Origin of the sequence: Sphingobacterium chungjuense (genome assembly GCF_011316935.1) — a bacterium.
Taxonomy (GTDB): Bacteria; Bacteroidota; Bacteroidia; order Sphingobacteriales; family Sphingobacteriaceae; genus Sphingobacterium; species Sphingobacterium chungjuense.
Window position 1 is genome coordinate 1 of record NZ_WLYS01000007.1, and the last position, 25644, is coordinate 25644.

Genomic DNA, 25644 nt, shown 5'->3' on the forward strand with positions numbered 1-25644 from the left:
CCTTTCGGACTTGACTTTCTTTTTTTGTTTCCCTTCCTGTGTGGTTGGGATTGCAAAGGTAGGAATCTTTTCTGATCTTCCAAATTTATTTTGAAAATAATTTTGGTGATCTCCTGCTCCCGAATCCGCTCGTTTTCTCAGCTAACGCCTCCATAAACTCGCTTTTTCTATCCTCTCAACATCCTTCCTCCCTTGCGGAGTGGTGCAAAGGTAGAATAAACTTTCGCACCTCCAAAACCTTTTTCACTCTTTTCTGTTTTAGCAAAGCTAACTGCCTTAAAAAGAGGAAGATTTTTTTGAAGAAAGAAATCACTTATCTTCGTATAAAAACTCAAACTAGTTATAATGGCTCCGCAGCAACAGAAAGAATGGATCTCCAAATTACCTCGGCAAGGCACGAATATATTTTCTCAAATGACTTCTTTGGCACAAAAACATCAGGCTATTAATCTTGCGCAAGGTTTTCCAGACTATCCTGTGGACTCAAAATTACTCGATTTGGTTAGTTCCGCGATGCATCAGCAGGCCAATCAATATGCGCCGATGCCGGGCATTCCTTTGCTTCGCCAGCGTATTGCCGAAAAATATCAAAGCTTTTATGACATACATGTAGATCCCGAAAGTGAAATCACCATTACGAATGGCGCGACCCAAGGTATATTTACCACCATTGCTACTATAATACATCCCGGCGATGAAGTCATTATATTCGAACCGGCTTATGATTGCTACCGCCCAACGGTCGAACTTTTTGGTGGCAAAGTGATCGCAGTACAATTGTCTGCCCCCGATTTCAGCATAGATTGGCAACAGGTGGCAGATCTAGTAAGTGATCGAACCCGCATGATAATCATTAACAACCCCGGAAACCCGAGTTGTGTTGCGTGGACAACCGATGATTTATTGCAATTACAAACAATCGTAGTTCGTAACGGTCTCTTTGTGCTTAGCGATGAAGTGTACGAACATCTTATATATGATGAGAAGCAACATCAATCGGCCGTACTATTTAACGATCTTCGTGCGCACAGTTTTGTAGTCGCTTCTTTTGGAAAGCTCTTGCATTGTACTGGCTGGAAATTGGGTTATGTGATAGCACCGCTAGCACTCACGGCTGAATTTCGAAAAATACACCAGCAAAATGTTTTCAGTGTGAATACACCGATGCAACATGCCATCGCAAAGTATTTAGACAATCCAGATTACTATCAAGAGTTATCTCAGTTTATGCAAAAAAAGCGGGATGTCGTGATGGAAGGGCTGGCATCTTCTCGATTTGAGATTGTGCCATCCTCAGGCACATACTTCTTATTACTTAATTATTCAGCGATCAGCCATCAATCAGAAATGGATTTTGCCTTACATCTAATCGAAAAATATGGCGTCGCACTTATTCCATTAGCACCATTCTACGATAATGGCATGGAACAACAAACACTTCGTCTCTGTTTTGCTAAAAAAGATGAAACGCTGGAGCGCGCGATCCAGATACTAAATACAATCTGATAGCGACTTCCTACTTAATTTTAGCCGTCGAAGAATCTCGGATTTTCAGATCGCAGGGCACTACGATGTGTTTTACATCAGCTTGTGGGTTACGGATCTGACGCAGTAATACTTTCACCAACTCTTCGGCGATGGTTTCAATACGCTGGGATACCACCGAAATGGCTGGTTCGTGCAACTTAAACAAGGTATGATCATCGAAAGCAACCATCGCTGGCAGCTTTCCATACTTTTTATTCACTTTCAGCCCAGTAATCGCTAGATAATTGGTAGCAAATAAGACGGCATCCAATTTATTATCTTCGATAAACTCAAAAATCTGCGCCATGGCAATATCTTCCTGTTCATCAATTTGAATCTTTTTGATGTAAGCTTGTCGCTGATATTGATCCAACGCTTTCATATACCCATCCATCCGGTCGCGCATTTGCGTCTGATCAGAGTATAGCGATACAAATCCAATACGGCGATTATCTTTATTCTCCAAAAGATGCTTAGTTGCCCGAAATGCACCATTGAAATTGTCGGATACCACATAATTGGTTTCTACTTGCGGTATATATCGGTCAAACAACACGACCGGAACATTATTTTTTAAAAGCAGCGCGACCACATCTTCCAAACCCTCAGTTGGCGTAATGATAAAACCATCTACCTGACGATCATAAAATAACTGGATCAATTCTTTGGCCTTTACGGTATCGTTCCCCATACTACAATACAGCAAATGGTAGCCACTAGCATAAGAAGATTCCTCAATATGCTTGGCAATATTCGCAAAAAATAGGTTGGAAATATCTTCGACAAGCAATCCTAAGATTTTGGTTTGCCCCGTACGCAGACTTTGCGCCAGTTGATTAGGCTTGTAACCTACTTTTTTGACATATTCTAATACCCGATTGGTCAATGCATCACTAATCCGTTTTTCCTTGGCTTTACCATTTAAAATGAAAGAAATGGTGGTGACTGATACGCCGAGTGATTTAGCAATATCACTAATCAGGATTCTCTTGCTCATAATTGTTAGGGTTGTTTTTTGTCCAATTTATAGATTTTTTAGCAAAAATTTTAGCAGATATGAAGATTTATTTCTTGACATTTTTGCTAAAAGGTTTTAATAGTGGTCAATATAAATTTTGTAGATTTACATATTCAATATTCCTAAACACAGATGTTAAGAAAACTAATTAAACAAACTAAATTCATTTTGGCTATCGCAGTTGCGTCGACTGCGCATGCACAACAAAAGCCTACCGCTTTTGTCGATCCTTTTATCGGCTCCGAGGAGCATGGGCACGTATTTGTGGGAGCAAACGTACCATTTGGCGGTGTACAACTGGGACCAACGCAGATTGCCCAAACATGGGACAAGTTCAACGGTTGGGACTGGTGTAGCGGTTATAATTATAAAAGTAATGATATCCTCGGCTTTACGCATACTCACTTAAGCGGTACAGGTATTGGTGACCTGAATGATATTATGGTCGTGCCGGCTACAGGTCAATTGCAACTAAAACCAGCAGAATTTGATAAAATGCATACTGGTTATGGCTCGCATTTCAAAAAAGAGAACGAGACGGCTAAACCCGGTTTTTACAGCGTATACCTAGACGATTATAAAGTAAAAGCCAATTTGACGGCTTCGGAGCGCGTCGGTTACCACCAATACATTTACGATAATACCGATAATGCACACGTATTAGTAGATCTTGGTTTCCGGATGAACTGGGACAAAGCAACAGATACGTATTTGAAACAGATCGACGAAACAACTTTCGTAGGTTACCGTTTCTCATCGGGATGGGCCTCTGATCAGAAAGTATATTTTGCGATAAAAACATCCAGACCGATCAAAAATGTCAAATATTTCGACGGAGATTTAGCAAAAACAGGGTATACCACGTATAAAGGTTTAGCTATTAAGGCTGCGCTTTTCTTTGATGCAGCACAAGATAATACCATTGAACTGAAAGTGGGACTTTCTCCAGTAAGCACTGAAAATGCCTTAGATAATATTGAGAAAGAAATCCCGAATTGGAATTTTAAAGAGGCGACTGCTGCGGCAGATGCGAAATGGAATACAACACTTGGCAAAATCGATTACGAAAGCACCGATGATCTAAAGAAAGTATTCTACACGGCTTTGTATCACTCTTACTTCGCCCCTACGATCTTTGACGATCACAATGGCGATTACATGGGTACAGATAAACAAGTGTACCGTAATGCAGATTTTGTGAATTACACGATCTTTTCTTTGTGGGATACGTACCGTGCATTGCACCCGTTGATGACGATTTTGGAAAAACCAAAAGTAACGTCGGATTTTGTAAAAACCTTTTTGTCAATTTATCAGCAACAGGGCAAATTGCCGGTATGGCACCTGTGGGCGAATGAAACCAATACGATGGTCGGCTTACCAGCTATTCCTGTCATTGCAGATGCATTCTTGAAAGGTTTGGTGGATGAGAAAGATCACGAATTGCTATGGGAAGCTGTGAAAACAACGGCAATGGGCGATGACTATGGTTTAAAATTCGTACGCGAATTGAGCTTCATTCCAATTGATAGCATGGACAATGAGGCCGTTGCTTGGGGATTGGAATACGCGATTGCAGATTATGGTGTTTACCGTATTGCCGAGAAATTGGGCAAAACGGAAGATGCAGAATACTTCAAAAAACGTTCGAAATTGTACGAAATCTATTTTGACAAAGATGAACGCTTTTTTGTAGGTCGCTACGCCAATGGTGATTTCCGTCGTCCGTTTGATCCATTAATGGCAGAGCACCGCAAAAATGATTATTGTGAGGGCAATGCATGGCAATATTTGTGGTTAGTACCACACGATGTTGATGGTTTGGCCAATCTACTTGGTGGCAAAAAAGCGTTCATCGATCGTTTAGATGAATTTATCAACTTGCCAGAAGAATTGGACAATGCATCGCCAGATATCTCTGGACTAATTGGCCAATACGCACAAGGCAATGAGCCTAACCACCACGTACCTTATCTATACGCAATGGCTGGAGAGCACTGGAAAACCGCAAAATTGGTAAATGAAGCGATGGTGCAAAATTACACTTCGGCGCCAAATGGTCTTTGTGGAAATGATGATGCCGGACAAATGAGCGCTTGGTATGTATTTTCATCCATGGGATTGTATCCCGCAAACCCGATGAGTGGTGAGTATGTGTTAGGATCTCCACGTATGAAGCATGCTGCAATCAACCTGCCGAATGGCAATACCTTTGTGATCGATGCAAAAAACCAGAGCGACGCTAATATCTACATCAAATCAGCGAAGCTAAATGGCAAAGCCCTAACACGTACCCACATCACCCACGAAGAATTGCTGCAGGGTGGTAAGTTGGAGCTAGAAATGAGCAACAAACCAAACAAAAAGTTTGGTAAATAAGCCAAAAGATAGGTATACTTATTGCTAAACAAGGAGAAAGGATTAAATATGTCAGATTTTAGCAACATCAATGTCCAGGATATGGAAGATGGAAATGACAAAGATTTCTATCAAAATTTTAAGGAGAAATTGCTCGATGTCGAGCAATTTCCTTCCGTATATAAGTTTAAGTTCATCGTGAAAAGTGCCTTAGACAAGGAACCAGAGATACGTGACATTTTCAAACACACCAGTTCGAAGTTTACGTTTAAAGAATCTAGCGGTGGTAAGTACAAATCCATCACTGTAGAAACGTATGTAAACTCTGCCGACGAAGTAATCGATTATTACAAATCGGTATCTCAGATCGAATCGGTAATGATGATGTAAGTGATTCATCATTTTGCAGAAACAAAAGAGGCTCGCCAACTGGCGAGCCTCTTTTGTTTGTATAGAAAAACCGAACTATTCAGCTGGTGTAGCAGCTGCTGGTTTATCTTCACGTGGAGGACGTGGTAATAAGGCTTTACGAGAAAGCTTCAACTTACCTTGTTTGTCCACATCTAATAGTTTCACTTTTACGATCTCTCCTTCGGTGAATACGCCGTCCATATTTTCTAGACGTTTCCAATCGATTTCGGAGATATGCAACAAACCGTCTTTACCTGGCATAATCTCTACGAAAGCACCGAAAGCCATAATAGATTTCACTTTACCTTCGTATACAGCGCCCACTTCTGGTTTAGCAGCAATCGCTTTGATACGGCCTAAGGCAGCATCAACCGCTTCTTTGTTGTCTGCGAATACTTGTACAACACCTTTGTTGTCCACCTCTTCGATAGAGATTGTCGCACCCGTTTCGCGTTGCATTTCTTGGATGATTTTACCACCAGGTCCGATAACCGCACCGATAAATTCTTTATCGATCGTGATCGACACCAAACGAGGTGCATGAGATTTATAATCTTCACGAGGAGCCGTCAACGTTTTGTTCATCTCACCTAAGATATGAAGACGCGCTTCTTTCGCTTGATCCAAAGCTTGGGTCAACACTTCCCATTTCAGACCATTGATCTTCAAATCCATCTGGCAACCAACAATACCTTTTGCTGTACCTGTTACTTTGAAGTCCATATCACCTAAGTGATCTTCATCACCCAAGATATCCGAAAGAATGGCGTATTTACCTGATTTTTCATCTGTGATCAATCCCATAGCGATACCAGAAACTGGCGCTTTGATTTTCACACCGGCATCCATTAATGCTAAAGTACCTGCACAAACAGTTGCCATAGACGAAGATCCGTTAGATTCCAAAATATCAGAAACGATACGGATCGTGTATGGATTCTCATCTTGAGCTGGCAATACTTGCTTCAAAGAACGCATGGCCAACGCACCGTGACCTACTTCACGACGACCTGGACCTCTATTTGGTCTTGCTTCACCTACCGAAAATGCAGGGAAGTTGTAGTGTAAAATAAATTTATTGTAACCGTTGATGAATGCACCATCGATCATTTGCTCATCATCTTTACTACCTAAAGTAACAGAAGTCAATGATTGTGTTTCACCACGTGTAAATACCGCCGAACCGTGTGCTGCAGGTAAGTAATCCACTTCTGTCCAGATTGGACGAACCGTTGTCGAGTTACGGCCATCCAAACGGATACCTTCATCTAACAAAAGGTTACGAACCGCATCGTATTGTACATCGTGGAAATATTTTTTAGCTAAGAATGTCGTATCCGCATCTAACTCTTCACCTAATGTATCGAAAAATGCTTTTCCGATAGTCGCAAATTGCTCAGAACGCTCGTGTTTCGAAGAACCCGATTTTGCGACAGCATATACTTGATCGTAAGTCGCTTTGAAAGCCGCTTCGCGTAATTCTGGATTGGTTGGCTCGTGGCTGTATGTACGTTTTACCGTTTTACCCACTTGTTCTGCCAAAGCAACGACAGATGCTACTTGTTTTTTGATCGCGTCATGTGCAAAAGCGATTGCTTCTACCATCTCTGCCTCTGAGATCTCATTTGCCTCGCCTTCTACCATCACGATATCTTGTGCAGATCCCGCAACGATAAACTCTAAGCTCGCTTTTTCTAATTCTGTACGAGTTGGGTTGATGACCAATTGGCCATCGATTTTCGCTACGCGAACTTCTGAAATAGGACCATTGAAAGGAATATCTGATACCGCAAGTGCAGCAGAAGCTGCTAAACCTGCTAATGCATCTGGCATTACTTCTTTGTCTGAAGAGATTAAAGAAATCATCACCTGCGTATCTGCGTGATAATCTTCAGGGAATAATGGACGTAACGCACGATCGACGATACGAGAGATCAATACCTCGTAGTCAGACAATCTTGCCTCTCTACGTAAAAAACCACCAGGTATACGTCCGGTAGCTGCATATTTTTCTTGATAATCGACAGATAATGGAAGAAAATCCACTCCTGGTTTTGCCTCTTTGGCAGACACCACTGTTGCCAACAGCATGGTGCTTCCTTGTTTCAACACTACTGAACCGTCTGCCTGCTTGGCCAACTTTCCAGTAGAAAGTTCGATCTGAGCACCATTGCCCATATCGATAGTTGTTTTGATTTCGTTATAACTCATTGTGTGTTCATTATGGTATGTTTTCGTCATGGCGACATACCGAAAATACTAAGACTTTTTATTTCAGCACAAAGGTACATAATAATATCGTTAGCTTATTGAATTTTCTAGAGGCTGGATAAAAAGAAAAAGCCATCCGATAAATCGGATGGCTTCTCTCTTGTTTTTTTACTAAAACTTATTTGATGATCTCACGTAAGCCTAAGCCTTTGATGATCGCACGATATCTATTGATATCTTTTTTGTGCAAATAAGCTAACAATGAACGACGTTTACCTACTAACATCTGTAGGGAACGTTGTGTATTGAAATCTTTTCTGTTTTTTTTCAAATGCTCTGTTAAGTGAGCGATTCTCTTAGTAAATAAAGCGACTTGTCCTTCTGCAGAACCCGTGTTTGTTGCTCCACCTCCGAACTCTGCGAAGATATCTGCTTTGTACTCTTTACTTAAATACATTCTTGAATAATATAAAAGCGTAAATAAAATTGTTAATTGCCCGCAAAGATACTAAATCTCAACTGAATAGACAAGATCATATTCTTCGATACGCCTATTCACACCTGTTTATACCTTTATGTAAATCTTATTTCTGTCCAGAATCGCGCAGATAAGCCACATTACGATCAGAAAACATAAGGAATAAAAAAATGAACCTACTTCTGGCGGCCCAGGCAAAGACGCACATATAATATCATAAAACCATCCTAGCGGTGTGGTATAGATGGCTAGGCCATTTTCATCCACGCCTTGCTGTATTCTCATTAGTCCAGAGATTCGAGGCAACATGCCACTCAATACAAAAATAAAGAGTGGATTTTTCCCAAACACGTCGAAAAACCGTGTGAGTGCGTTACGAACACCCAGCAAATCCGTGTACCAAATCACAGTGCCTAAAGTTAGTATAGCTAGACCTGTGGTGTAAAAAACATACGAGCTCGTCCAGATCTTTTTATTGATCGGAAAACCTAAAGACCATACCCAGCCCAAGACCAACACGATAAAACCCGTGACCATCAGGCCACTGATTAACTTAAAGTGCGTTTCGGACGAATTGGGCACTTTTTTCCAGATCCAAGACACTTCTCCTCTTTTGCGGACAAACGCACCAGTCAAATAACCAAAAATTACTTGCACGACTGCCGGCAACGTGCTCGCTATTCCTTCTGGATCGAAAGGCACGCCTTCGCCTTTATACATATGTGGCACGCCAAGTAGCAGTATGTCGACCTCTGTGCCAAACCAACCAGCCAAAGAATACGGATCACCACTTCCCAAGATTGCACACAGCGCCCAATAACCAAACAACAGCGCAATAGCGGTATATAGCAAAGCCTTTGGCTTTAAATAATAGGCTAAAATGGAAGCACCCAAATAGGCAATTGCGATACGTTGCAGAACTCCCAATAGGCGAATACCTTGATCGGCATTCGTTGAGCTAACCCACTCCTTGAAAACCAAACCATCGCCAGACCACGCAACAAACGGAAACCAATTGAGCCCCAATCCAATTAGAAAAATAAGCACCGCGCGCTTCAGCACTTTCTTCCAGAAAGTAGCCGCTCCCGCTTCTTGCAACCGCGGCATCACAAAAGCCATGGCATTGCCTACGGCAAATAAAAAAAAGGGAAACACCAAATCAGTCGGTGTACAACCATGCCAAGGCGCATGCTTCAAGGGTGCAAACATATGCGACCAACTTCCCGGATTATTTACCAGAATCATCAAAGCCACGGTAGCGCCACGAAAAATATCTAAGGAGTAATAACGAGGTTGCATGGTCATAATTTATGTAGATAGTGCTCTAATATAACAAAATCCCCAACGGCTTGTCGGGGATTTTGTTATATCTCGCGGTAAAGTGCTACTAAACCCTCTGGCAGGTCGACCTCCAGCAGTCGTTCGGCTTTACCGATGTTTACAATTAATTGCTCGGTCAGCGGAAACATCAAATCCTTTCCTTCCATATCTACTGTAGCGATATGTTGTTGAGGTAACTCTTGTACTCCGGTAATCACACCGAGTTTGCCTTCTTGATTATCCACCACTTCGTAGCCGACCAAGTCGCTATATCTAAAATCATCTGGATCGCGTACAGGCATTTTATCGTTTGGCAGATAAACCTTCTTGCGCACCAATGGTTGCGCCTTATCAATATGATCCACATCTTCCAGATTGATGTAAGCGGTGCTATTGCTCTGCACCTTGATCTGATCCACAAAATAGGGTACCAACTTTTTGTTGATCTCCAAGAAAAGCACCTCGAAATCCAATTCCTTATAATCTTCAAATTCGAAAAAGAATTGTAATTCACCTTTGAGGCCGCGTGTTTTAGAGATATACCCTATGTAGAAAGATTCGTCGATAGTCATAGCGCAAAAGTAAGCATTTGCCACGATAGCTTAATGGACGACCTACGCCTTGAATAAAAAATGGTAGACCCCCTTAGGCCTGCGCCATTTTTAGCAACTCTTTTGTCGTCTTCCAATTTCGTGTTGTAGCTTTGACTTTTAGCTTATTTTCCAAAAAGCTATTATGTAGTTTAGTTTTACCGTACCCATTCGGACAGTACAAGTAAACGGCGTTAGGCGTAATAGCAATGTCTTCTCCCGCTTGCTTCTTTTCGAGAATGTTTTCGAGATCGAAATCCGCTGGAATATCTGCCAAAAATGTCACGTGTACATGAGCTACGTCCTTCTCTCCTTCCCTTGCATAGGGATTATTCTCCATAATTGCCTCCAAGGTTTTAAGGTTGAGCACTAACACAGGCACTTCAAATCCAAACGTTTTTTGGATTTCCGAAGAGATAAGGTCTTCCAGCTCTTTCGGATCGGTTTCTTTCGATGAAAACACGACATTTCCGCTCTGGATGTAGCTGTGCACGTTTTCAAAACCTAAGCTTTCATACAAACGTTTAAGGGCGTCCATCTTAATGATCCGCTGTCCGCTTACGTTTATTCCTCGCAGTATAGAAATGTATGTTATCATAAGTATTCAAGATAAAAATCGTTACAAATTGTTCAATGTCCAGATGATCGCCTTTTCTTTAGTAGACCGGAAAATGGTATGGTGCTCTTCATTCGTTTCATCAGCATACTTCCAAGTGATGTTTCCCTGATTTCTGCTTTGCAAAATCTCCGACAGCTTACGCGCAGATGCAGCAATCCCGTCGATGCCCGCTCCTGCAAACCAAAAAGTCTTATTCGTGCCTTTCCATTTATCTAGATGCACATCCGCCGTTTTCACCAGATATTCATCATTCCACCATAGCGAGGGATCAAATGCGATGTAAAAATCAAACATTTCTGGTTGCAACAAAAAAGTCTCTGTCACAAAAAGCCCCGCCAAAGATTCCCCAAGAATTCCTTTCTTGCTGCTTGTTCTGTATGTCTTGTTGATTTGAGGGATGAGCTCATCACTAATAAAAGTTCTGAATTCGGCGGAGCCACCCACTACAGGCGCAATTTCTTTGTCCTCGTCGACACTTGTCGGCCCAGTAAGATCTCTTCTTCTTTGCGTATTCTCCACACCTACCAATACAACAGGCGGAATTTTCTGCGCTTGTATCAATTTTTGCATCGTGTTGGCTACATGCGGAAAATCTTCTTGAATTCCTCCGTCAAGCATGTATACGACGATCAGCGAATCATTATTGGTTGTATAATTTTCGGGCGTCCATACATTAATCACCCGTTCTTCGACGAGTCCTTGCGAAAGCAAAGTAAAAGTATCGTGTTTTGGAATCGAGTCTTGATCGTACGCAGCAGCGTTGCCTCCATGAACTGTTAGTAAGAAAACTGGGATACAGAGAAGGTGAGCTATTTTCATAGTTCAAAAATACACAGATGGATTGTATAGATCAATCCAATTTTATTCTTCCGACGTATTTCTGTTTTAAGTAAAGCGCCAAAATAACTGATGCTAAAAGCGGTAAGCAATAGACAAACCGGCACGGACTGCTGCCCAAGGGCTACGACGTACACGAACTTCTACGCCGTCATTCAATATTTCGGGATCTATACGTATGGGAATGGTAAAATCACGCAATTCTTGCTGTATCTCGATTAACCTTTCGTGCAACATTTGCCGCTCCCAATCTTCAAGCTGAACATGAGCAGCAACGCTCCCACTCACAATGCCAAATCCTGGTCCCACTATTCGCCAATCTAAATACCATTTCTCTGCCAACTTAAAATTAGCACCCACAGAAACACCGCCAACGAAAGAATTCATATTGCCAGAGAGTGCGATCAATTCAGAACGTTCAAACAATACCTGTCCCATATTCTCGAAACTGACATAAAAATTATACGGTGCATTAGCGGAATAAGTAGCATAGCGCAGGTAAGGCGCGACATAAAAGCCAGTGAAAGCTTCGCGTCTCGAAGTATAAAAGCGAGCTTCTGGAGTGATCGAAAAACTTGTGCTCCTAAAATTCCTAACGATATCTCTTACATCATCGTCATCTATCCTACCCTCGATAAAGGAACGAAAAGGCAGTAGATTACTCGGTCGAAAAGCAACCTCAGCTCCAACGGAAATACGGTCGGTAAGTAAACGTTCATATTCTACTGTGAACTTACCGATCACAAGTGGTAATGCATTGAACTTAATAAGATTAGGCTCATCATGGACGCGACCTTCTTGGGCAATACTCAAAAACGGAAAAACTATAATAAATAGCATTATTATAGTGGCTTTTTTAGGAAACAATAGATTAGTCATAGCAAAGAAGATGATATTAATCAAAATCAATCAAATTTTAAGCCAAACGATATTAATGTATTTTAAAATTATTTTTTGCAAAAAAAATAAGCAAACACCAAAAGATAGGCTCGGATAATGAATAACATCGGCCTATTAATGTTTCGATAAGCCCCGTAATGATGAGACTATTCCTCGCTTAATTATTTTTTATATATTTACTCTTAACCAGTCATTATCTATTTGATGGTCATCACACTACCCAATATAATTCGCATGAAACCAAAACATCTACAACCCGCATTATTACTCCTTGCGCTACTTACTACTTTGTCCTTTATCACCGCATCCTGTCAAAAAGATGCTACCCCTACAATTCCACTAGTAGAAGATACTTTTAAGAATTTTAGTGCTAGCAGCGGCTTAGCAACGAATATAAAAATAGACGGAGCAAATTGGCTTGTAGAGTACGTGAAGCTCGAAAATCAATCACAGAATTTAGTAGATAGCAGTGGTCAGGAACTAACGCTTAGTGGTCAAGACACGGTATATTCAGCTAATGGCTGGATGAGTATGGCCAAGTCAAAGGATGGCGCAACCCTGTTTCTGAGCTTAAAGGAAAATTTTGAGCAGACACCGAGAACAGTTCACATCGGCTTGGTCTCCAACGGACAAAAAGATGAAATTAAAATCACGCAACGTCGTGCCAACCGCTATCGAATTGTCGACCGGAAATTTACCGAGCTAGAAGAATTCCGAAAGAAATACACAAGTGACCATGAATGCGCTCCACTGCAATTGATCAATAGCTCTTCAGAAATGAAGAGTATGCCAACCGAAGGTATTTTTAAAAATGTAAAACATAAATCTACCTTTGAGAGCAGCGACTATGGCGCGTTTGATTGGATGAGTATTGATCAGGATTCCATGGTATCTATGCCAGAATTAATCGTTGATGGCGGTAATTGGTGGTCACCACCCGTAAAATACAGTGAGGGACTTACTCAAACATTCTATCTGGACGAAAATCAGTCACGCACGCATTTAGATGTGAACCCAGGCAGAAAGCTGCAGCTCAGTGGCAAGATGACGTATGTAGAACGCGTGTGTAAATACACCTTCACCATACAAAATGAAGAATCAGGTCATCGCTTTGATGTATCGGGAATCTGGAGACAGACACTACCGCTGACCCCCACTCTTATTATCGAATCCAATACGCCGATTGTGAACATAGATACGCAAGCTAATACCGACTAATAACGCACGACAGCATTGTATATATTTACCTAAACCACCATTTATTTTAGCCATGAAATATCAGCTATTACTCCTCTTCATGATTACCGTATCTTTGGGCACGAATGCCCAAAATCAAGCTTCCAAAAGCACGGTAGAAACCAAAACGATTCACAGCGACATCTTAAATGCAGATCGAGCTTATACCATCTATTTACCCAAAGATTATGCGAATAATCCGCAGAAGAAATATCCCATCTTGTATATACTGCATGGATTATCTGGTGTCAATACCACTTGGTTCGAGAAATATGATGTGCGGGAAGTGCAAGATCAACTCGCTGCCAGCGGCGAATCAGTAGACATGATTATTGTAAGCCCAAATGCTGGTGGCGACCCAAAAACAGAATGGAATGGCTATTTTGATATGCCTGGATGGAATTATGAACAATTCTTTTACCAAGAATTCGTACCACATATAGAAAGTACCTACCGCGTGATCGGCGACAAACAGAACAGAGCAATTGCTGGCCTCTCTATGGGCGGCGGTGGCAGTACTAGTTATGGTCAACGCCATGCAGATATGTACAGCTCTGTTTATGCGATGAGCGCCTTGATGGCCATGCCGAATAGTTCAACACCACCAAAAGAGGATGACAAGTTTTCTCTATTATCGCAATCCGTCGTTAAAAACAGCTGTGTGGATTATGTGATCAACGCAACCGAACAGCAGAAAGAGCAATTGAGAACAGTAAAGTGGTTTGTTGATTGTGGTGACGACGATTTCCTACTAGATACCAACATTGATTTTTTTCGCGCCATGCGTGATGCGAAGATTCCGGTTGAGTTTCGCATTAGAGACGGTGCGCACGATGCGCTGTATTGGCATTCCGCCCTTTATTACTGTCTTCCTTTTGTATCTAGAAATTTTAAACAGTAAAATCACTGAGCAGGAAACCTGTCTGAAACATATAATGTATTCGCAAAAAAAGCCGATCCTTTGCGGGATCGGCTTTCTTGAATACTTTAAAAAAGCAGAAATTATCCTTCTGTTTCTTCTGTGTTTTCTTCTGTACCTTCAGCTGCTTCCACTTCCTCTTCTGCAGGAGCTTCTTCTGCTACTGGTGCATTTTTAGCCGCGATAGCCGCTGCTTTGTCTTCTTTTTTCTTAGCTTCTGCCGCTAGAGCAGCTTTCTTAGCTTCCGCTTTAGAAGATGCTAATGTAGATTTCGTACCTTCTACACGAGATGCTTTACCTTCAGTCCAAGTAGTAAAAAGTTCTTCCGCTTTTGCTTCGTCGAAAGCACCTTTTTTCACACCACCTTGCAAGTGTTTTTTGTACAAAACGCCTTGAGAAGAAAGAATACCACGAGCAGTATCTGTAGGTTGTGCACCTTTGTTGATCCAATCCAATGATTTTTCGAAATCTAATACGATAGTCGCTGGATTAGTGTTTGGGTTGTACGAACCAATACGCTCGATGAATTTACCATCACGTGGAGCACGAGAGTCTGCCACTACTACATAGTAAAAAGGTTTTCCTTTTTTACCGTGTCTTTGCAATCTGATTTTAGTTGCCATTTTCTTTTATATTATTTATGTATTCAACATATCCCCCGAGCTTATCACAAGAGGGGACGCAAAGGTAACTATTTGATTGGTAAAGACAAAATGAAATCTATCGATCGAGCCAACTCCTGCTTTTCCAAATGCCAGCGGTAGTTGTTACCTTCACGGTATGAAGACGGTTCCTCCATTAAAGATTCTCAAAGCATCTGCCGGCTCGGGTAAGACCTTTAGCCTGACCATTCATTACCTCACGCTACTATTGCACAATGAAAATAGCTATCGGGAGATTTTAGCGGTTACTTTTACCAATAAAGCTACGGCAGAGATGAAAGAGCGTATTCTTTATGTACTGCAAGGATTGGCCGAAGGCAATCAAGATCCCAAAATAGCCGACTTCAGAAACATCCTTTTGGCGCAATCGCCCGAATGGACGGAGGCGCTGATTCAAGAAAAAGCCCATCGCGTATATCGGAGGATATTGCATGATTACAGCCATTTTACCGTGAGCACCATTGATGGATTTTCCCAAAAGGTAATCCGAAGCTTCACTTACGAATTGCATCTTGATGCCGGCTATAAAGTGGAGATGAACATCAATAAGGTAAAGGCCGAGCTCACCGTGATGCTCAATCAATTGCTAGATGATCGCCCAGATTTATTAGAATGGATCATCGAATACGCGGAGAAAAAGATCGCCAACAACGAAAACTGGAATTACCGCCAGCAACTCCTATCCTTGGCAGGATTGATCTTTTCGGAAAATTTCCAAGAGTTTGATGCCCACATCCTGCAGAACGATGCGCGCCAGGTTTTTGAAAGCCTCAATCAGGAAAGCGCTACCATGACCAAAGGCTACACCGATGCCTTGGCCGAAGCCATTCGCAACTTTCAGAATGTATATACCGCCGCAGGAGCGCAAGGCGACGAACTCAAAGGCAAATCGCGTAATCCTCTTTTTGCCGCCAGCAAGCTCCGCCCACAAGTACATAAGCTATCAGCCAGCGACCTCCAGAAAACCATCGAAAGATACACCAAGCTTATCGACAACGAAGATGCCTTCACCGATCAGCAAAAGCAAGTGCGGTATGATTTGATGGCGCAGTTCAATCCTGTTCTACAGAACATGGCCGAACTGGAAAAGCTCTTCCCTACCTTCGTGGCGTACCAATCGGTGCAGGCCAACTTATATTTCCTGCGCTTGTTGAAAGAAATGAGTGATCTATTGGCGCGCTGGCGCAAAGAAAACAGCGCACAGCTCATCTCCGATTCGCAGTTATTGCTTAGCAAGCTCGGATTGGATGCGCACAACGATCCGACTTTTATTTGGGAGAAGATCGGGAGTCGTTTTCGCTATTTTCTGTTTGATGAATTTCAAGATACCTCCCGCACACAGTGGAAAAACTACAGCCCTTTGCTCATCAATGCGCTCGGCAACGCCGACCGACAGCTGAGCGAGCACCTAGTGGTGGGCGATGTAAAGCAAAGCATTTACCGCTGGCGCAATGGCGACTGGCGCATCTTGCTGCAGCAAGTGGAAGAACAAGTCGGAGCAGCATTTCACTTGACGGAGCAAGACAAACCTAGCTTTATCGCCAGCGAAACGCTGGATGTGAATTACCGCAGCTTACCTAACATTATCCAATTCAACAATTACATCTACACGGGATTACCGGCGCACCTGCAACAAGTACTCAATGCACAAGTACAAGAAGCCTTGAGCGCCGAAGATCTACGCTGGTGGCATCAATCTGGCAATGACCAGATGTTGGTAAAAGCGTATGAAAACAGTCATCAAGCCGTTCCTGCTGGAAAACAAGGGCCTGATAAGCCGCAAGGCGAAATTGATCTGGTCTATCTGCCCGTAACGGACGGACGATATCGCAGCAACCGCGTGGCGGCTGATGCAACACAAAAGTTATGTGAGCAGATTGGCGAATGGATTTCTTCGGGCAAATATCGACCAAATCAGATTGGTATTTTGGTACGTAGGAACAAAGAAGCACAGGATGTGATTCAGGCCTTGATGGCCTATAAGCAAAGCACCAATTTATCCTTTGAGGTGATTTCTGGCGATGCCCTCAGCTTACAGGCCAATGACGCGATTCAGCTTTTCATCGAAACGCTGCGCGCCTTAGTCTACAATTCTGCTAAGCACACCGTGCACAAAGCCAACATGGCTTATCTCTACCAAATACTGCAACGCCAAGAAGCATTCGATCAAGATCAATGGTTGCTATTTCGGGAGAATGACATACAGCGTTTACATGCCATCTTACCATCCCAATTGATTGAGTTTTGGGATCAATGGCCGAAGCTTCCTTTGGTACAACTCATCGAGCGATTGATCGAAATTTTTGGCTTCACCGAGCCGGGCACTCGGCATATTCCGTATTTATTGGCTTTCAAAGATTTGGTCGCTGGATTTTCGGCCAATGGCGAGCGTGGTATCCATCAATTCTTGACGTATTGGGAAGAAGATGGTCATCGTGCCGTGCTGCCATCAGGCGGCAAGATCGATGCGATTGAAGTGACTACGGTGCACAAATCCAAAGGATTGGCTTACGATGTGGTGATGTTGCCATTTGCGGCTTGGAAACTCGACGGCATGCCTTTAGGCGATTTTTGGATCGATGCTGACGGCACGCCATTCGAAGCTCTGGGCAAAATCCCACTAAAATACACCTCAAGTTTAGGGCAGTCGCTATTTTACAAACAGTATTTCGAAGAAATGCTATTCAATTACATGGACGCGCTGAACACCTGCTATGTCGCCACCACGCGCGCCATCAAACATTTGTACATTACGGCGCCATTTTTCAAGGAGACGGTCGACAAAAAGACGGGCGAGATCAACGGATTGGAAATTAAAGACGAATATATCAGTGACGCGCTCTATCAAGTATTGGATACCACCACTAGCCCCTTTCTGGTGGAAGATGCGGAACTTAGGATTCACGATACGACTGCCAGCTCAGCAACCGAAGCTTCTATTTCGACGGACAACCACAGCATTACTATCTCGCAATATCCAATTTCTGCAGAACTAGATCAAGCCTGGAGCAAATCCAGCCGCCGATCATTAGCTACGCTACCACAAGTAGAGAAAGCAGCGCAATACGGCATCATGGCACATGAGATTCTTTCTGAAGTGGCGAACGAAGCAGAGATTGAATCCCGCATCGATCAATATATTGAAGAAGGAATCTTAGCTAAAGACGATAAGGAAGAGTTGCGCAAGCACATTTATCAAGTATGGCATCATCCGCGCATCAGCGAATGGCTCACACAGGATTACAAAATCTGGAACGAGTCGAGCATTATCACCAAAGATGGGGAAACGATCCGACCGGACAAGGTATTTACCAATGCTACAGATACCATCGTGCTCGATTTTAAGTTTACGCAAGGCGATTATGTCGGGCATCAAGCGCAGGTAGACAAATACATGCAAGCGCTGCGTAATTTGGGTTATCAAAATGTGAAAGGATTCCTGTATTACGCCATTTCTAATCAATTACAGGAGGTCGTATAGCGATGCCAAACCACACATTAATAGCAGACAATCTCATGAAGCCATTCCTACAATTAGTAGCCGAGGATATACAACAACGATTCGGACAGGATCTGTCCGAAATCGCCATCGTGTTCAACAATAAACGTCCCATCACCTACCTCAAGAAATACCTTTCTGAAGTGTATGGACAAGCCATTTGGTCGCCACAGTTTTTCACCATTCAAGAATTTTTCAAACAGGCGACGGACAAAACGGATGCTTCCGCTTTGCGGCAATTCTTCTATCTCTATGAGATTCACAACGAACTACTGCAACAAGAAGGCCGCGAACCCGAAAGTCCCGAGGAGTTTTATCCAATAGCCGAATTGATTCTCAGTGATTTCAGTCAGTTGGATTATGAATTGGTCGCGGTAGACCAGATTTACACTGAATTGTATGATACGGGGAAGATCGATTTGGAATTCCAGCACCTCACGCCAGAACAACAGGGATATATTCGCCAATTCTGGCAATCGTTCTCTATGGCCGGGCACACGGGCGTGCAACAGCGATTTTTACAATTGTGGAAGCGGCTGCCACAATTATACACTCGCTTCAAAGCGCGTTTGGCGCAGGAAAAGCAAACGAACTATCCGACGCTGTATCGGGAATTGGCCGAAGGGCGTGCTACCAATCAGCAGTTTATTGCTCCTTATAAAAAAGTACTTTTTGTCGGATTCAATGCATTGAACCGCGTGGAATCTACCTTGTTCAAACGATGGCAAGACGAAGGTAAAGCCTTATTCTACTTTGATACCGACGCTTACTACGTCGAAGATACGATGCAGGAAGCTGGACTTTTTATCCGACGGAATATAAGCCAACTAGTCAATTCTTTGGGCGAGGCTCCAAACGTAATCGGACAACGGCGTGACGACATCCATTTGTACGCCGCACTTGGACGCGTAAGTCAAGCAAAACTGCTTTATCAAATTTTGGAGAAAAACGAACAGGAAGGCAAGACCTCCGCAATACTATTGGCCGACGAAAGTTTGCTCGTACCCCTCTTACAAAGTCTGCCTGCTATCAAAGTAAATATCACGACTGGATTTCCCTTATTGCAATCGCCTTTATATGGCTTACTCGATCTTTGGCTCACCGTGCAGGACGAGATAAGCTGGCGCAAGAAGGATAAACTGCCCTATCCGCTTATCGAAAGTTTTCTTAGCCATCCCCTCATCAAGATCGCCAGCGAACAAAAGAACAGCATTCAGAAAGAAGTGCTGGATAAGCAACTTTACGAAGTAGGATTGGATGTGTTGCAGATCAGCAGCGCGGTGATTCCGGATTTCTTTGCGCCGGTGAACGAACCAGCAGCATTAATACCGACAATGATCACGATGCTGGAAAGGTTACAGGAATCGACCAACAGCGAAGGCATTGCCTTGCAAATCGATTATACTTTGTTATTTGAAGCACGGCGCGTGCTACAACAACTCTTGCTCGGCATGGATCAAATTGGGCCGTTGAATATTCCTTTTCAGATCGGCCTGATTCGCAAAGCGCTGATGCCGATCTCAGCCGCCATCGAAGGTGATCCTTTGCAAGGTGTACAGATTATGGGTTTATTAGAAAGCCGTAGTCTCAACTTCGATCACGTGTATATTTTGGGTGCCAACGAAGGTATTTTGCCCAAAACTACCAACTCGCCGACCTTCTTGCCCGACAATCTACGTCGTGCCTACGGATTGCCTATTCTGGCCAACCAAGATGCGTTGTCGGCGTATATTTTCTACCGTCATTTTCAATACAGCCAATCTATTCACTTGTTTTACAACAGCATTGTGGATGAAAATAGCTCAGGCGAGGAAAGTCGATTTATCAAACAATTGGCTTTTGAGAGCCAATTCAATATCGTCCATCATACGCAGCAACAGCCGATATCTTTCCCTGCTCGAGAGCCGGAATTAGTCATTGAAAAAACCGGAAAGATCTGGGACAATCTATACAATAATTACCTGCGTGATCAGACTAGCCATATATCGGCAACTGGATTCACCACCTATTTGCAATCGCCCCTACAGTTTTTCTTAAAGCATATTGCCGGCATCAAGGAGCCGCCTTCGGTATCGCAAGAGTTTGAAATCAATAATCTGGGCTCCATCATTCACGAAGTGATGGAAAAAATTTTTAAACCCTATCGGGGAATGACCGACTTTGTCGCCACCAAGCGCTTAGAAGAAAATATTCCACAGATTGAAACGATGGTGGTACAAGAAATCGGCCATCAATACCATACCACGTACGAAACGGCGGCTGATTTGAATAGCTTGCAGCGCATCATGCTGCAGATTGCTTCAGCCTACATTCGTATGTATTTGGAATACGATATCGAACAGTACCAATCCTTCCGCATTATCGAATTGGAAAACAGTGAAGATTATTACCTCGACTTCCCAATCACGGTGCAAGGCAAGACCGAATACATCAAAATATACGGTATCATTGACCGAATCGATGAGGTCGTAACGCAAGATGGTGAGGTGAAAACCCGTATTGTAGATTATAAGACAGGTGCGGATAAAGTGGCTTTCAAAAAAGCGAAGAACAAAGCGGATGAGCAAAGTGCGGAAACCGTATTTGCGCTGACTGAGGGCACCAACGATATCAACAAAGCGTTGATCCAAACGCTTTTTTACACCTATGTGTTCGAAGAGAAAACGGGACTACGCAATTTAGAACCACATCTGTATGTCGCACGCCGCATGCGCGAAGATGGTACCTTATTCGTCAGCAAAGATATGGGCGCATTGGAAGGCGATTACCTACGAGAGCAGAAAGAAGAATTTGTGGGCTTTTTGCGTAAGACGCTGGAAGAGATCTTCGATCCAGCTGTTCCATTCAAGCACAAGGCAGATATGCATGTGTACCCGAGCGATCCGTATACGCTATTCTACCGTAATAGCGTTGTGGAAGGACTTGATGAAAATAGCGACGAATAAAATCGTTTCATTAAAAAAGGAAGACCGCTGGTCTTCCTTTTTTAATGCTTTAATAGCCCGATTAATTTTTAACGCGCTTCCGAATGGCTCGCTCGGCTCTCCGCTTGGCCATATCGATCTTGTAGTTGAACCAACGATCTTTAAATATTTTACGCATAGCATCGTCGAAATGACGGGTCACAAATAGATTTCGTGCACCGATGATTTTCTCAGATAATGAATTGGGCAATGCTCTTACAGAAATAGAATATCCTTCTGTTTCATATTGGATATAGTGCCACCATCCTGCAGGCATGTACAACGTATCTCCAGGATTGATCACCGCTTCATAGCCATCTAACAATTTCAATCCTGGGTATTCCTCTGGATCTCCCGTTTTTAGATTGACAATCCCATGAAAGTTATATGGCAGCTTGTACATCAGATCAGACTGGCTATTTGGAAAAATCCAAATCCGTTTTGATCCCTGAAACTGCGATATAAATACGTGCGACATATCGATATCAAAGTGATTGCGCGTAGCGGATCCTTCACCCCCGAAGAACATATAAGGCAACCATTGCAACACTTTACCACCGGTCACATCATTGTATAGCACATCTTTCTTCAATTCAGGTCTGATTTTCATCAGATTGAACAGGAATAAACGTAGTTCTGTAGGTTCTTTTCGAATGAGATCAAGGTATTCTCCAAATGTCATCTGTCCGATAGGTGGACTGGCGAAATGCTGCTGTCCTTCCTCCTCACGTCCGTAGACATTGATCTTCTCGTTACCCGCTATTTTCTTAAAAAACTCATAATTCCACTTTGTCCAGCATGGACTATCTTTCCTGATAAAATCTTTGATCAGCGCTGGCCGACCTTTGTTCAGATAATCCCTAACAAAATCTGTGGAAGATATTCCCTCGATGCTTTCTACTGGTTTTAGTTTCACAAGCTCAACTATTTTATATAAATACAAACATAAAAAATAATCACTACAAAAATCAGCCCAAGCGTATTTGGAATTGATAAGTGACGAGAATCATTCTAAATAAACTCCTAGAGTATCTTAGAAGCTATATTATTAAAAAAGGATGACAATTGTCATCCTTTTTTAAGTCTTTTGGCGATTGCCTATTTATTTACCGCTTTGATGTATTGTTCTACCGCCATAGTCATACTTGGTGATTCGGGAGTTGGTGCCGGAATATCTAAGATCAGACCATGATCTAACAATGCCTGTTGCGTTGTTGCACCAAATGCCGCTATACGCGTATTATTTTGCACGAAATCAGAAAAGTTTTCGAAGAGTGATTGTACGCTTGACGGGCTGAAGAATACGATGACATCGTAAAATACTTCTTTTAAGTCGTTTAAGTCGCTGATCACCGTTTTGAATAAGACCACTGGTGTAGAATCATATCCATTCTCTTGCAACCAGTTTTGCGTTTCCTCATTGGCAACATCCGAGCATGGAAAAAGAAATTTTTCAGCATTATGCTTCTTCAATACATCTTCCAAGTCTTTAGCAGTCTGCTTACCGAAGAAAATTTTGCGTTTACGATACTGAATATACTTTTGAAGATACAACGCAATAGCCTCTGTAATACAAAAATATTTCATATCTGCCGACACCTCGAAGCGCATTTCTTCACATACACGAAAGAAGTGATCAACGGCATTTTTGCTGGTGAAGATAACCGCCGTGTAATCTGAAAAATTGATCCGATCCTTCTTCACATCCTTACCTGAAACACCCTCCACATGAATAAAAGCACGAAAATCGAGCTTTAAATTATATTTTTCCGCCAATGCGAAATAAGGAGATTTATCATTTTCAGGTCTTGGCAAAGTCACGAGTATGCTCTTTACTTTCTTTGCTCTTTCTACATCAATCTGCATAAATATGAAATTATTTAGTTGCCTAGGGCTCTAATCAGCAATAGGATTGGAGCAATTTCCAAGGTGCAAAGATAAATAATTAAATAGGATATAGAAAACCGCGTCTGACCAAATACACTTAAAACTGTTCGGAAAACCCTATAAATAAACATAATAGATATAGACAACACGAATAGAATTAATATAATATTAAAATAGGATGCCGGTGACAGGATAATAAACAGTAAAAATGGCAATAGAAATAACACGCTGTTAAAATAAACCAGATAGATCACTGTAATGTATTCTCTGACGAGTCGTTGTAGGTTGAAAACAAAAGAAACAAAGCGTACCAATAATATTTTCAGGATGAAGAGAACCGCAATCAATCCAGATGCGCTCATATAATTGGCAAAAGTCAAGAAGTGAGCATCTCGAAAACCAGACATATACACCACAATAAATAAGCCCAGTGCCAGACTAAACACCGCATATAAGAAGATATATGGCCAAGAGGTGGTGATGCTATCCTCCTTGCTAATTTGCTGTAACAAGCGCTCGCGGTAATATGCTTCGATGATTATATGAAAATCTGTAGGAAAAATAAAACGGATCAATCCCACAAAAAATAATAATGCCATCGCTGTGCCAAATACCCATAAAGGTCGCTGATGTCGCTCTACTCCTGCTACCACCACTTCACTTCCTGACCTAGAAAGATACTCATCCCACACCAATAACTTGCCCGGAGCGGCTTTCAAAACTTCTCGCAAACGATGATCCAAAAACCCTTCTCTGTAAGGATTATCGTAGATAAGCGCGGTATATTGCGTGGCGTAAACTTGTCGGATCGAATCCTGCACATATGCTTGACGAAGACTATCTTGCAATCGGGCAACAGAATCTGTGGCGACATTAAATTGCTGGGCTGTACTACGCTCCGTAGAGGATAGCAATATCAGCAAAGTCGCAAAAAAGGAAATCCAAAAAGTTCGTATGTGCATGCCGTCGTAAAAATAGAGAGTTAATCGGGAATTGACAAAAGATAAATAGGAAGATATACGAATAGCAATTATTGCGAATAAACTTGTAATTTCACCACTAGAATGGCAGAACAAAACTATATACGCTGCGGATGGTGCGGCCAAGACGAATTGTACCAACAATATCACGATCAAGAATGGGGTCGCGTGGTGATCGATGATCGTACATTGTTCGAATTTCTGGTATTGGAATCTGCGCAGGCAGGTCTTAGTTGGATCACTATTTTGCGCAAACGCGAGAATTACCGGCGTCTGTTTGCAGATTTTGACCCAGAGGCTGTCGCAAAATTTACAGAAGATGATGTAGAAAGAATATTGCTGGACGCTGGCATTATTCGCAACCGTTTGAAAGTAAAAAGCACGATCACCAATGCTCAGATTTTCTTGTCCATTCAGGAGCAATTTGGCAGTTTCTACCAGTACCTGTATTCCTTCATGCCCAACAATCAGCCGATCATCAACAACTTTCATAGCCTAAGCGAAGTGCCAGCAGCGACGCCAATATCAGACGCTATCGCAAAAGACTTGAAGAAACGCGGTGTGAAGTTCTTTGGCACCACGATCTGTTATGCCTATATGCAGGCGGTCGGCATGGTGAACGATCACGTCATGGATTGTTCGTTTAGATAAGAGCTTATTCCGCTTCGCGGTTAGCTTCTTCTTCGTTCCGTGGCACTTGTTTGTAGATATGCATCAAATTACGGCACATGCCATTATAATCCAGACCGTAGCCAACGACAAATTCCTTCTCGATTTCAAAACCGGTGTATAGGATATTGTCAAACTCATACTCCACACAAGACGGCTTGATCAATAAGGTACACACTGCGATGGATTGCACCTCTAACTTTTCCAAAGCGTCCATCGTATGCTTCAAGCTATTGCCGGTATCTACAATGTCTTCTACAATGATAATGTGGCGCCCGCGCAAATCCATTTCTAAGCCTAACAATTCTTTCACGTCTTGCTGCTCTGTACCGTGGTAAGAAGAAAGCTTCACGAAAGACATCTCACAAGGAATCGTGATTTGCTTTAGCAGATCCGCCATAAACATAAAACAACCATTTAGCACACCGATAAAGACCGGCATTTTACCTTCGTACTTCACGTTGATATCGATACCGATGAGGCGGGTACTTTTTAGAATTTGGTCATTATCGATCAGCAATTCAAAATCCAGATCGTCAATGGTAATATGATTATTCATC

The 25644-nt window shown here is 42.5% G+C and carries 21 protein-coding genes; 8 read left to right on the forward strand and 13 right to left on the reverse strand.

All coding sequences use genetic code 11. The annotated features are described in order from the left end of the window. The first annotated feature begins 345 nt into the window (after positions 1-345). Positions 346-1506: a methionine aminotransferase gene (locus GKO22_RS14515; RefSeq protein ID WP_166336268.1), complete on the forward strand. Its 1161-nt coding sequence runs from the start codon at positions 346-348 to the stop codon at positions 1504-1506. Between the two features lie 10 nt (positions 1507-1516). Here the strand turns inward: GKO22_RS14515 and GKO22_RS14520 are convergent, their stop codons facing one another. Next, on the reverse strand, positions 1517-2524 hold the full coding sequence (locus tag GKO22_RS14520; protein WP_166336270.1) for a LacI family DNA-binding transcriptional regulator: 1008 nt from the start codon (positions 2522-2524) through the stop codon (positions 1517-1519). 153 nt (positions 2525-2677) lie between these two features. Between GKO22_RS14520 and GKO22_RS14525 the strand changes: the two genes are divergently transcribed. Both GKO22_RS14525 and GKO22_RS14530 read left to right on the forward strand, forming a co-directional pair. After that, on the forward strand, positions 2678-4924 hold the full coding sequence (locus GKO22_RS14525; protein ID WP_166336272.1) for a GH92 family glycosyl hydrolase: 2247 nt from the start codon (positions 2678-2680) through the stop codon (positions 4922-4924). A gap of 48 nt (positions 4925-4972) precedes the next feature. Continuing rightward, complete coding sequence (locus tag GKO22_RS14530) at positions 4973-5293, forward strand: DUF493 domain-containing protein (protein WP_166336274.1); 321 nt, start codon at positions 4973-4975, stop codon at positions 5291-5293. 75 nt (positions 5294-5368) lie between these two features. On the opposite strand, the gene pnp is transcribed toward GKO22_RS14530, so the two are convergent. From pnp to GKO22_RS14565, 7 genes are all read right to left on the reverse strand, one after another. After that, positions 5369-7525, reverse strand: a complete 2157-nt coding sequence (gene pnp, locus GKO22_RS14535) for a polyribonucleotide nucleotidyltransferase (protein ID WP_166336276.1) — start codon at positions 7523-7525, stop codon at positions 5369-5371. Between the two features lie 178 nt (positions 7526-7703). Then, the gene (gene rpsO, locus GKO22_RS14540; RefSeq protein ID WP_166336278.1) at positions 7704-7982 is read right to left on the reverse strand and encodes a 30S ribosomal protein S15; all 279 of its coding nucleotides are present in this window, start codon (positions 7980-7982) and stop codon (positions 7704-7706) included. 108 nt (positions 7983-8090) lie between these two features. Next, positions 8091-9308, reverse strand: coding sequence for an acyltransferase family protein (locus GKO22_RS14545; protein WP_240920327.1), 1218 nt, complete (start codon positions 9306-9308; stop codon positions 8091-8093). Positions 9309-9367: 59 nt separating this feature from the next. Beyond that, on the reverse strand, positions 9368-9895 hold the full coding sequence (gene rimM / locus GKO22_RS14550; protein WP_166336280.1) for a ribosome maturation factor RimM: 528 nt from the start codon (positions 9893-9895) through the stop codon (positions 9368-9370). 73 nt (positions 9896-9968) lie between these two features. Further along, on the reverse strand, positions 9969-10511 hold the full coding sequence (locus tag GKO22_RS14555; protein ID WP_166336282.1) for a DUF1697 domain-containing protein: 543 nt from the start codon (positions 10509-10511) through the stop codon (positions 9969-9971). 21 nt (positions 10512-10532) lie between these two features. Then, on the reverse strand, positions 10533-11351 hold the full coding sequence (locus GKO22_RS14560) for an alpha/beta hydrolase (RefSeq protein WP_166336284.1): 819 nt from the start codon (positions 11349-11351) through the stop codon (positions 10533-10535). Positions 11352-11444: 93 nt separating this feature from the next. After that, positions 11445-12209, reverse strand: a complete 765-nt coding sequence (locus GKO22_RS14565) for a DUF3575 domain-containing protein (protein WP_166336286.1) — start codon at positions 12207-12209, stop codon at positions 11445-11447. A 294-nt stretch (positions 12210-12503) separates the two neighbouring features. Here GKO22_RS14565 and GKO22_RS14570 point away from each other — a divergent pair, with 294 nt between their 5' ends. Further along, the gene (locus GKO22_RS14570; protein WP_166336288.1) at positions 12504-13487 is read left to right on the forward strand and encodes a hypothetical protein; all 984 of its coding nucleotides are present in this window, start codon (positions 12504-12506) and stop codon (positions 13485-13487) included. A 79-nt stretch (positions 13488-13566) separates the two neighbouring features. Beyond that, on the forward strand, positions 13567-14406 hold the full coding sequence (locus GKO22_RS14575) for an alpha/beta hydrolase (protein WP_206367914.1): 840 nt from the start codon (positions 13567-13569) through the stop codon (positions 14404-14406). 101 nt (positions 14407-14507) lie between these two features. On the opposite strand, the gene GKO22_RS14580 is transcribed toward GKO22_RS14575, so the two are convergent. Continuing rightward, entirely contained in the window at positions 14508-15047 is a 540-nt protein-coding gene (locus tag GKO22_RS14580) for a 30S ribosomal protein S16 (RefSeq protein ID WP_166336292.1), read from the reverse strand. Positions 15048-15204: 157 nt separating this feature from the next. Here GKO22_RS14580 and GKO22_RS14585 point away from each other — a divergent pair, with 157 nt between their 5' ends. Both GKO22_RS14585 and GKO22_RS14590 read left to right on the forward strand, forming a co-directional pair. Then, positions 15205-18567 (forward strand): UvrD-helicase domain-containing protein, encoded by a 3363-nt coding sequence (locus tag GKO22_RS14585; RefSeq protein ID WP_166336294.1) that lies wholly within the window; start codon positions 15205-15207, stop codon positions 18565-18567. Between the two features lie 2 nt (positions 18568-18569). Further along, entirely contained in the window at positions 18570-21530 is a 2961-nt protein-coding gene (locus GKO22_RS14590; protein ID WP_166336296.1) for a PD-(D/E)XK nuclease family protein, read from the forward strand. 61 nt (positions 21531-21591) lie between these two features. Here GKO22_RS14590 and GKO22_RS14595 read toward each other — a convergent pair whose 3' ends face one another. From GKO22_RS14595 to GKO22_RS14605, 3 genes are all read right to left on the reverse strand, one after another. Continuing rightward, complete coding sequence (locus tag GKO22_RS14595; RefSeq protein WP_166336298.1) at positions 21592-22464, reverse strand: cupin-like domain-containing protein; 873 nt, start codon at positions 22462-22464, stop codon at positions 21592-21594. Between the two features lie 182 nt (positions 22465-22646). Further along, positions 22647-23414 (reverse strand): uroporphyrinogen-III synthase, encoded by a 768-nt coding sequence (locus GKO22_RS14600; RefSeq protein WP_166336300.1) that lies wholly within the window; start codon positions 23412-23414, stop codon positions 22647-22649. A gap of 14 nt (positions 23415-23428) precedes the next feature. Further along, on the reverse strand, positions 23429-24397 hold the full coding sequence (locus GKO22_RS14605) for a DUF4271 domain-containing protein (protein ID WP_166336302.1): 969 nt from the start codon (positions 24395-24397) through the stop codon (positions 23429-23431). Between the two features lie 102 nt (positions 24398-24499). Here GKO22_RS14605 and GKO22_RS14610 point away from each other — a divergent pair, with 102 nt between their 5' ends. After that, positions 24500-25066, forward strand: coding sequence for a DNA-3-methyladenine glycosylase I (locus GKO22_RS14610; protein ID WP_166336304.1), 567 nt, complete (start codon positions 24500-24502; stop codon positions 25064-25066). 4 nt (positions 25067-25070) lie between these two features. Here the strand turns inward: GKO22_RS14610 and hpt are convergent, their stop codons facing one another. Continuing rightward, entirely contained in the window at positions 25071-25643 is a 573-nt protein-coding gene (gene hpt / locus GKO22_RS14615) for a hypoxanthine phosphoribosyltransferase (RefSeq protein ID WP_166336306.1), read from the reverse strand. Position 25644: the final 1 nt, after the last annotated feature.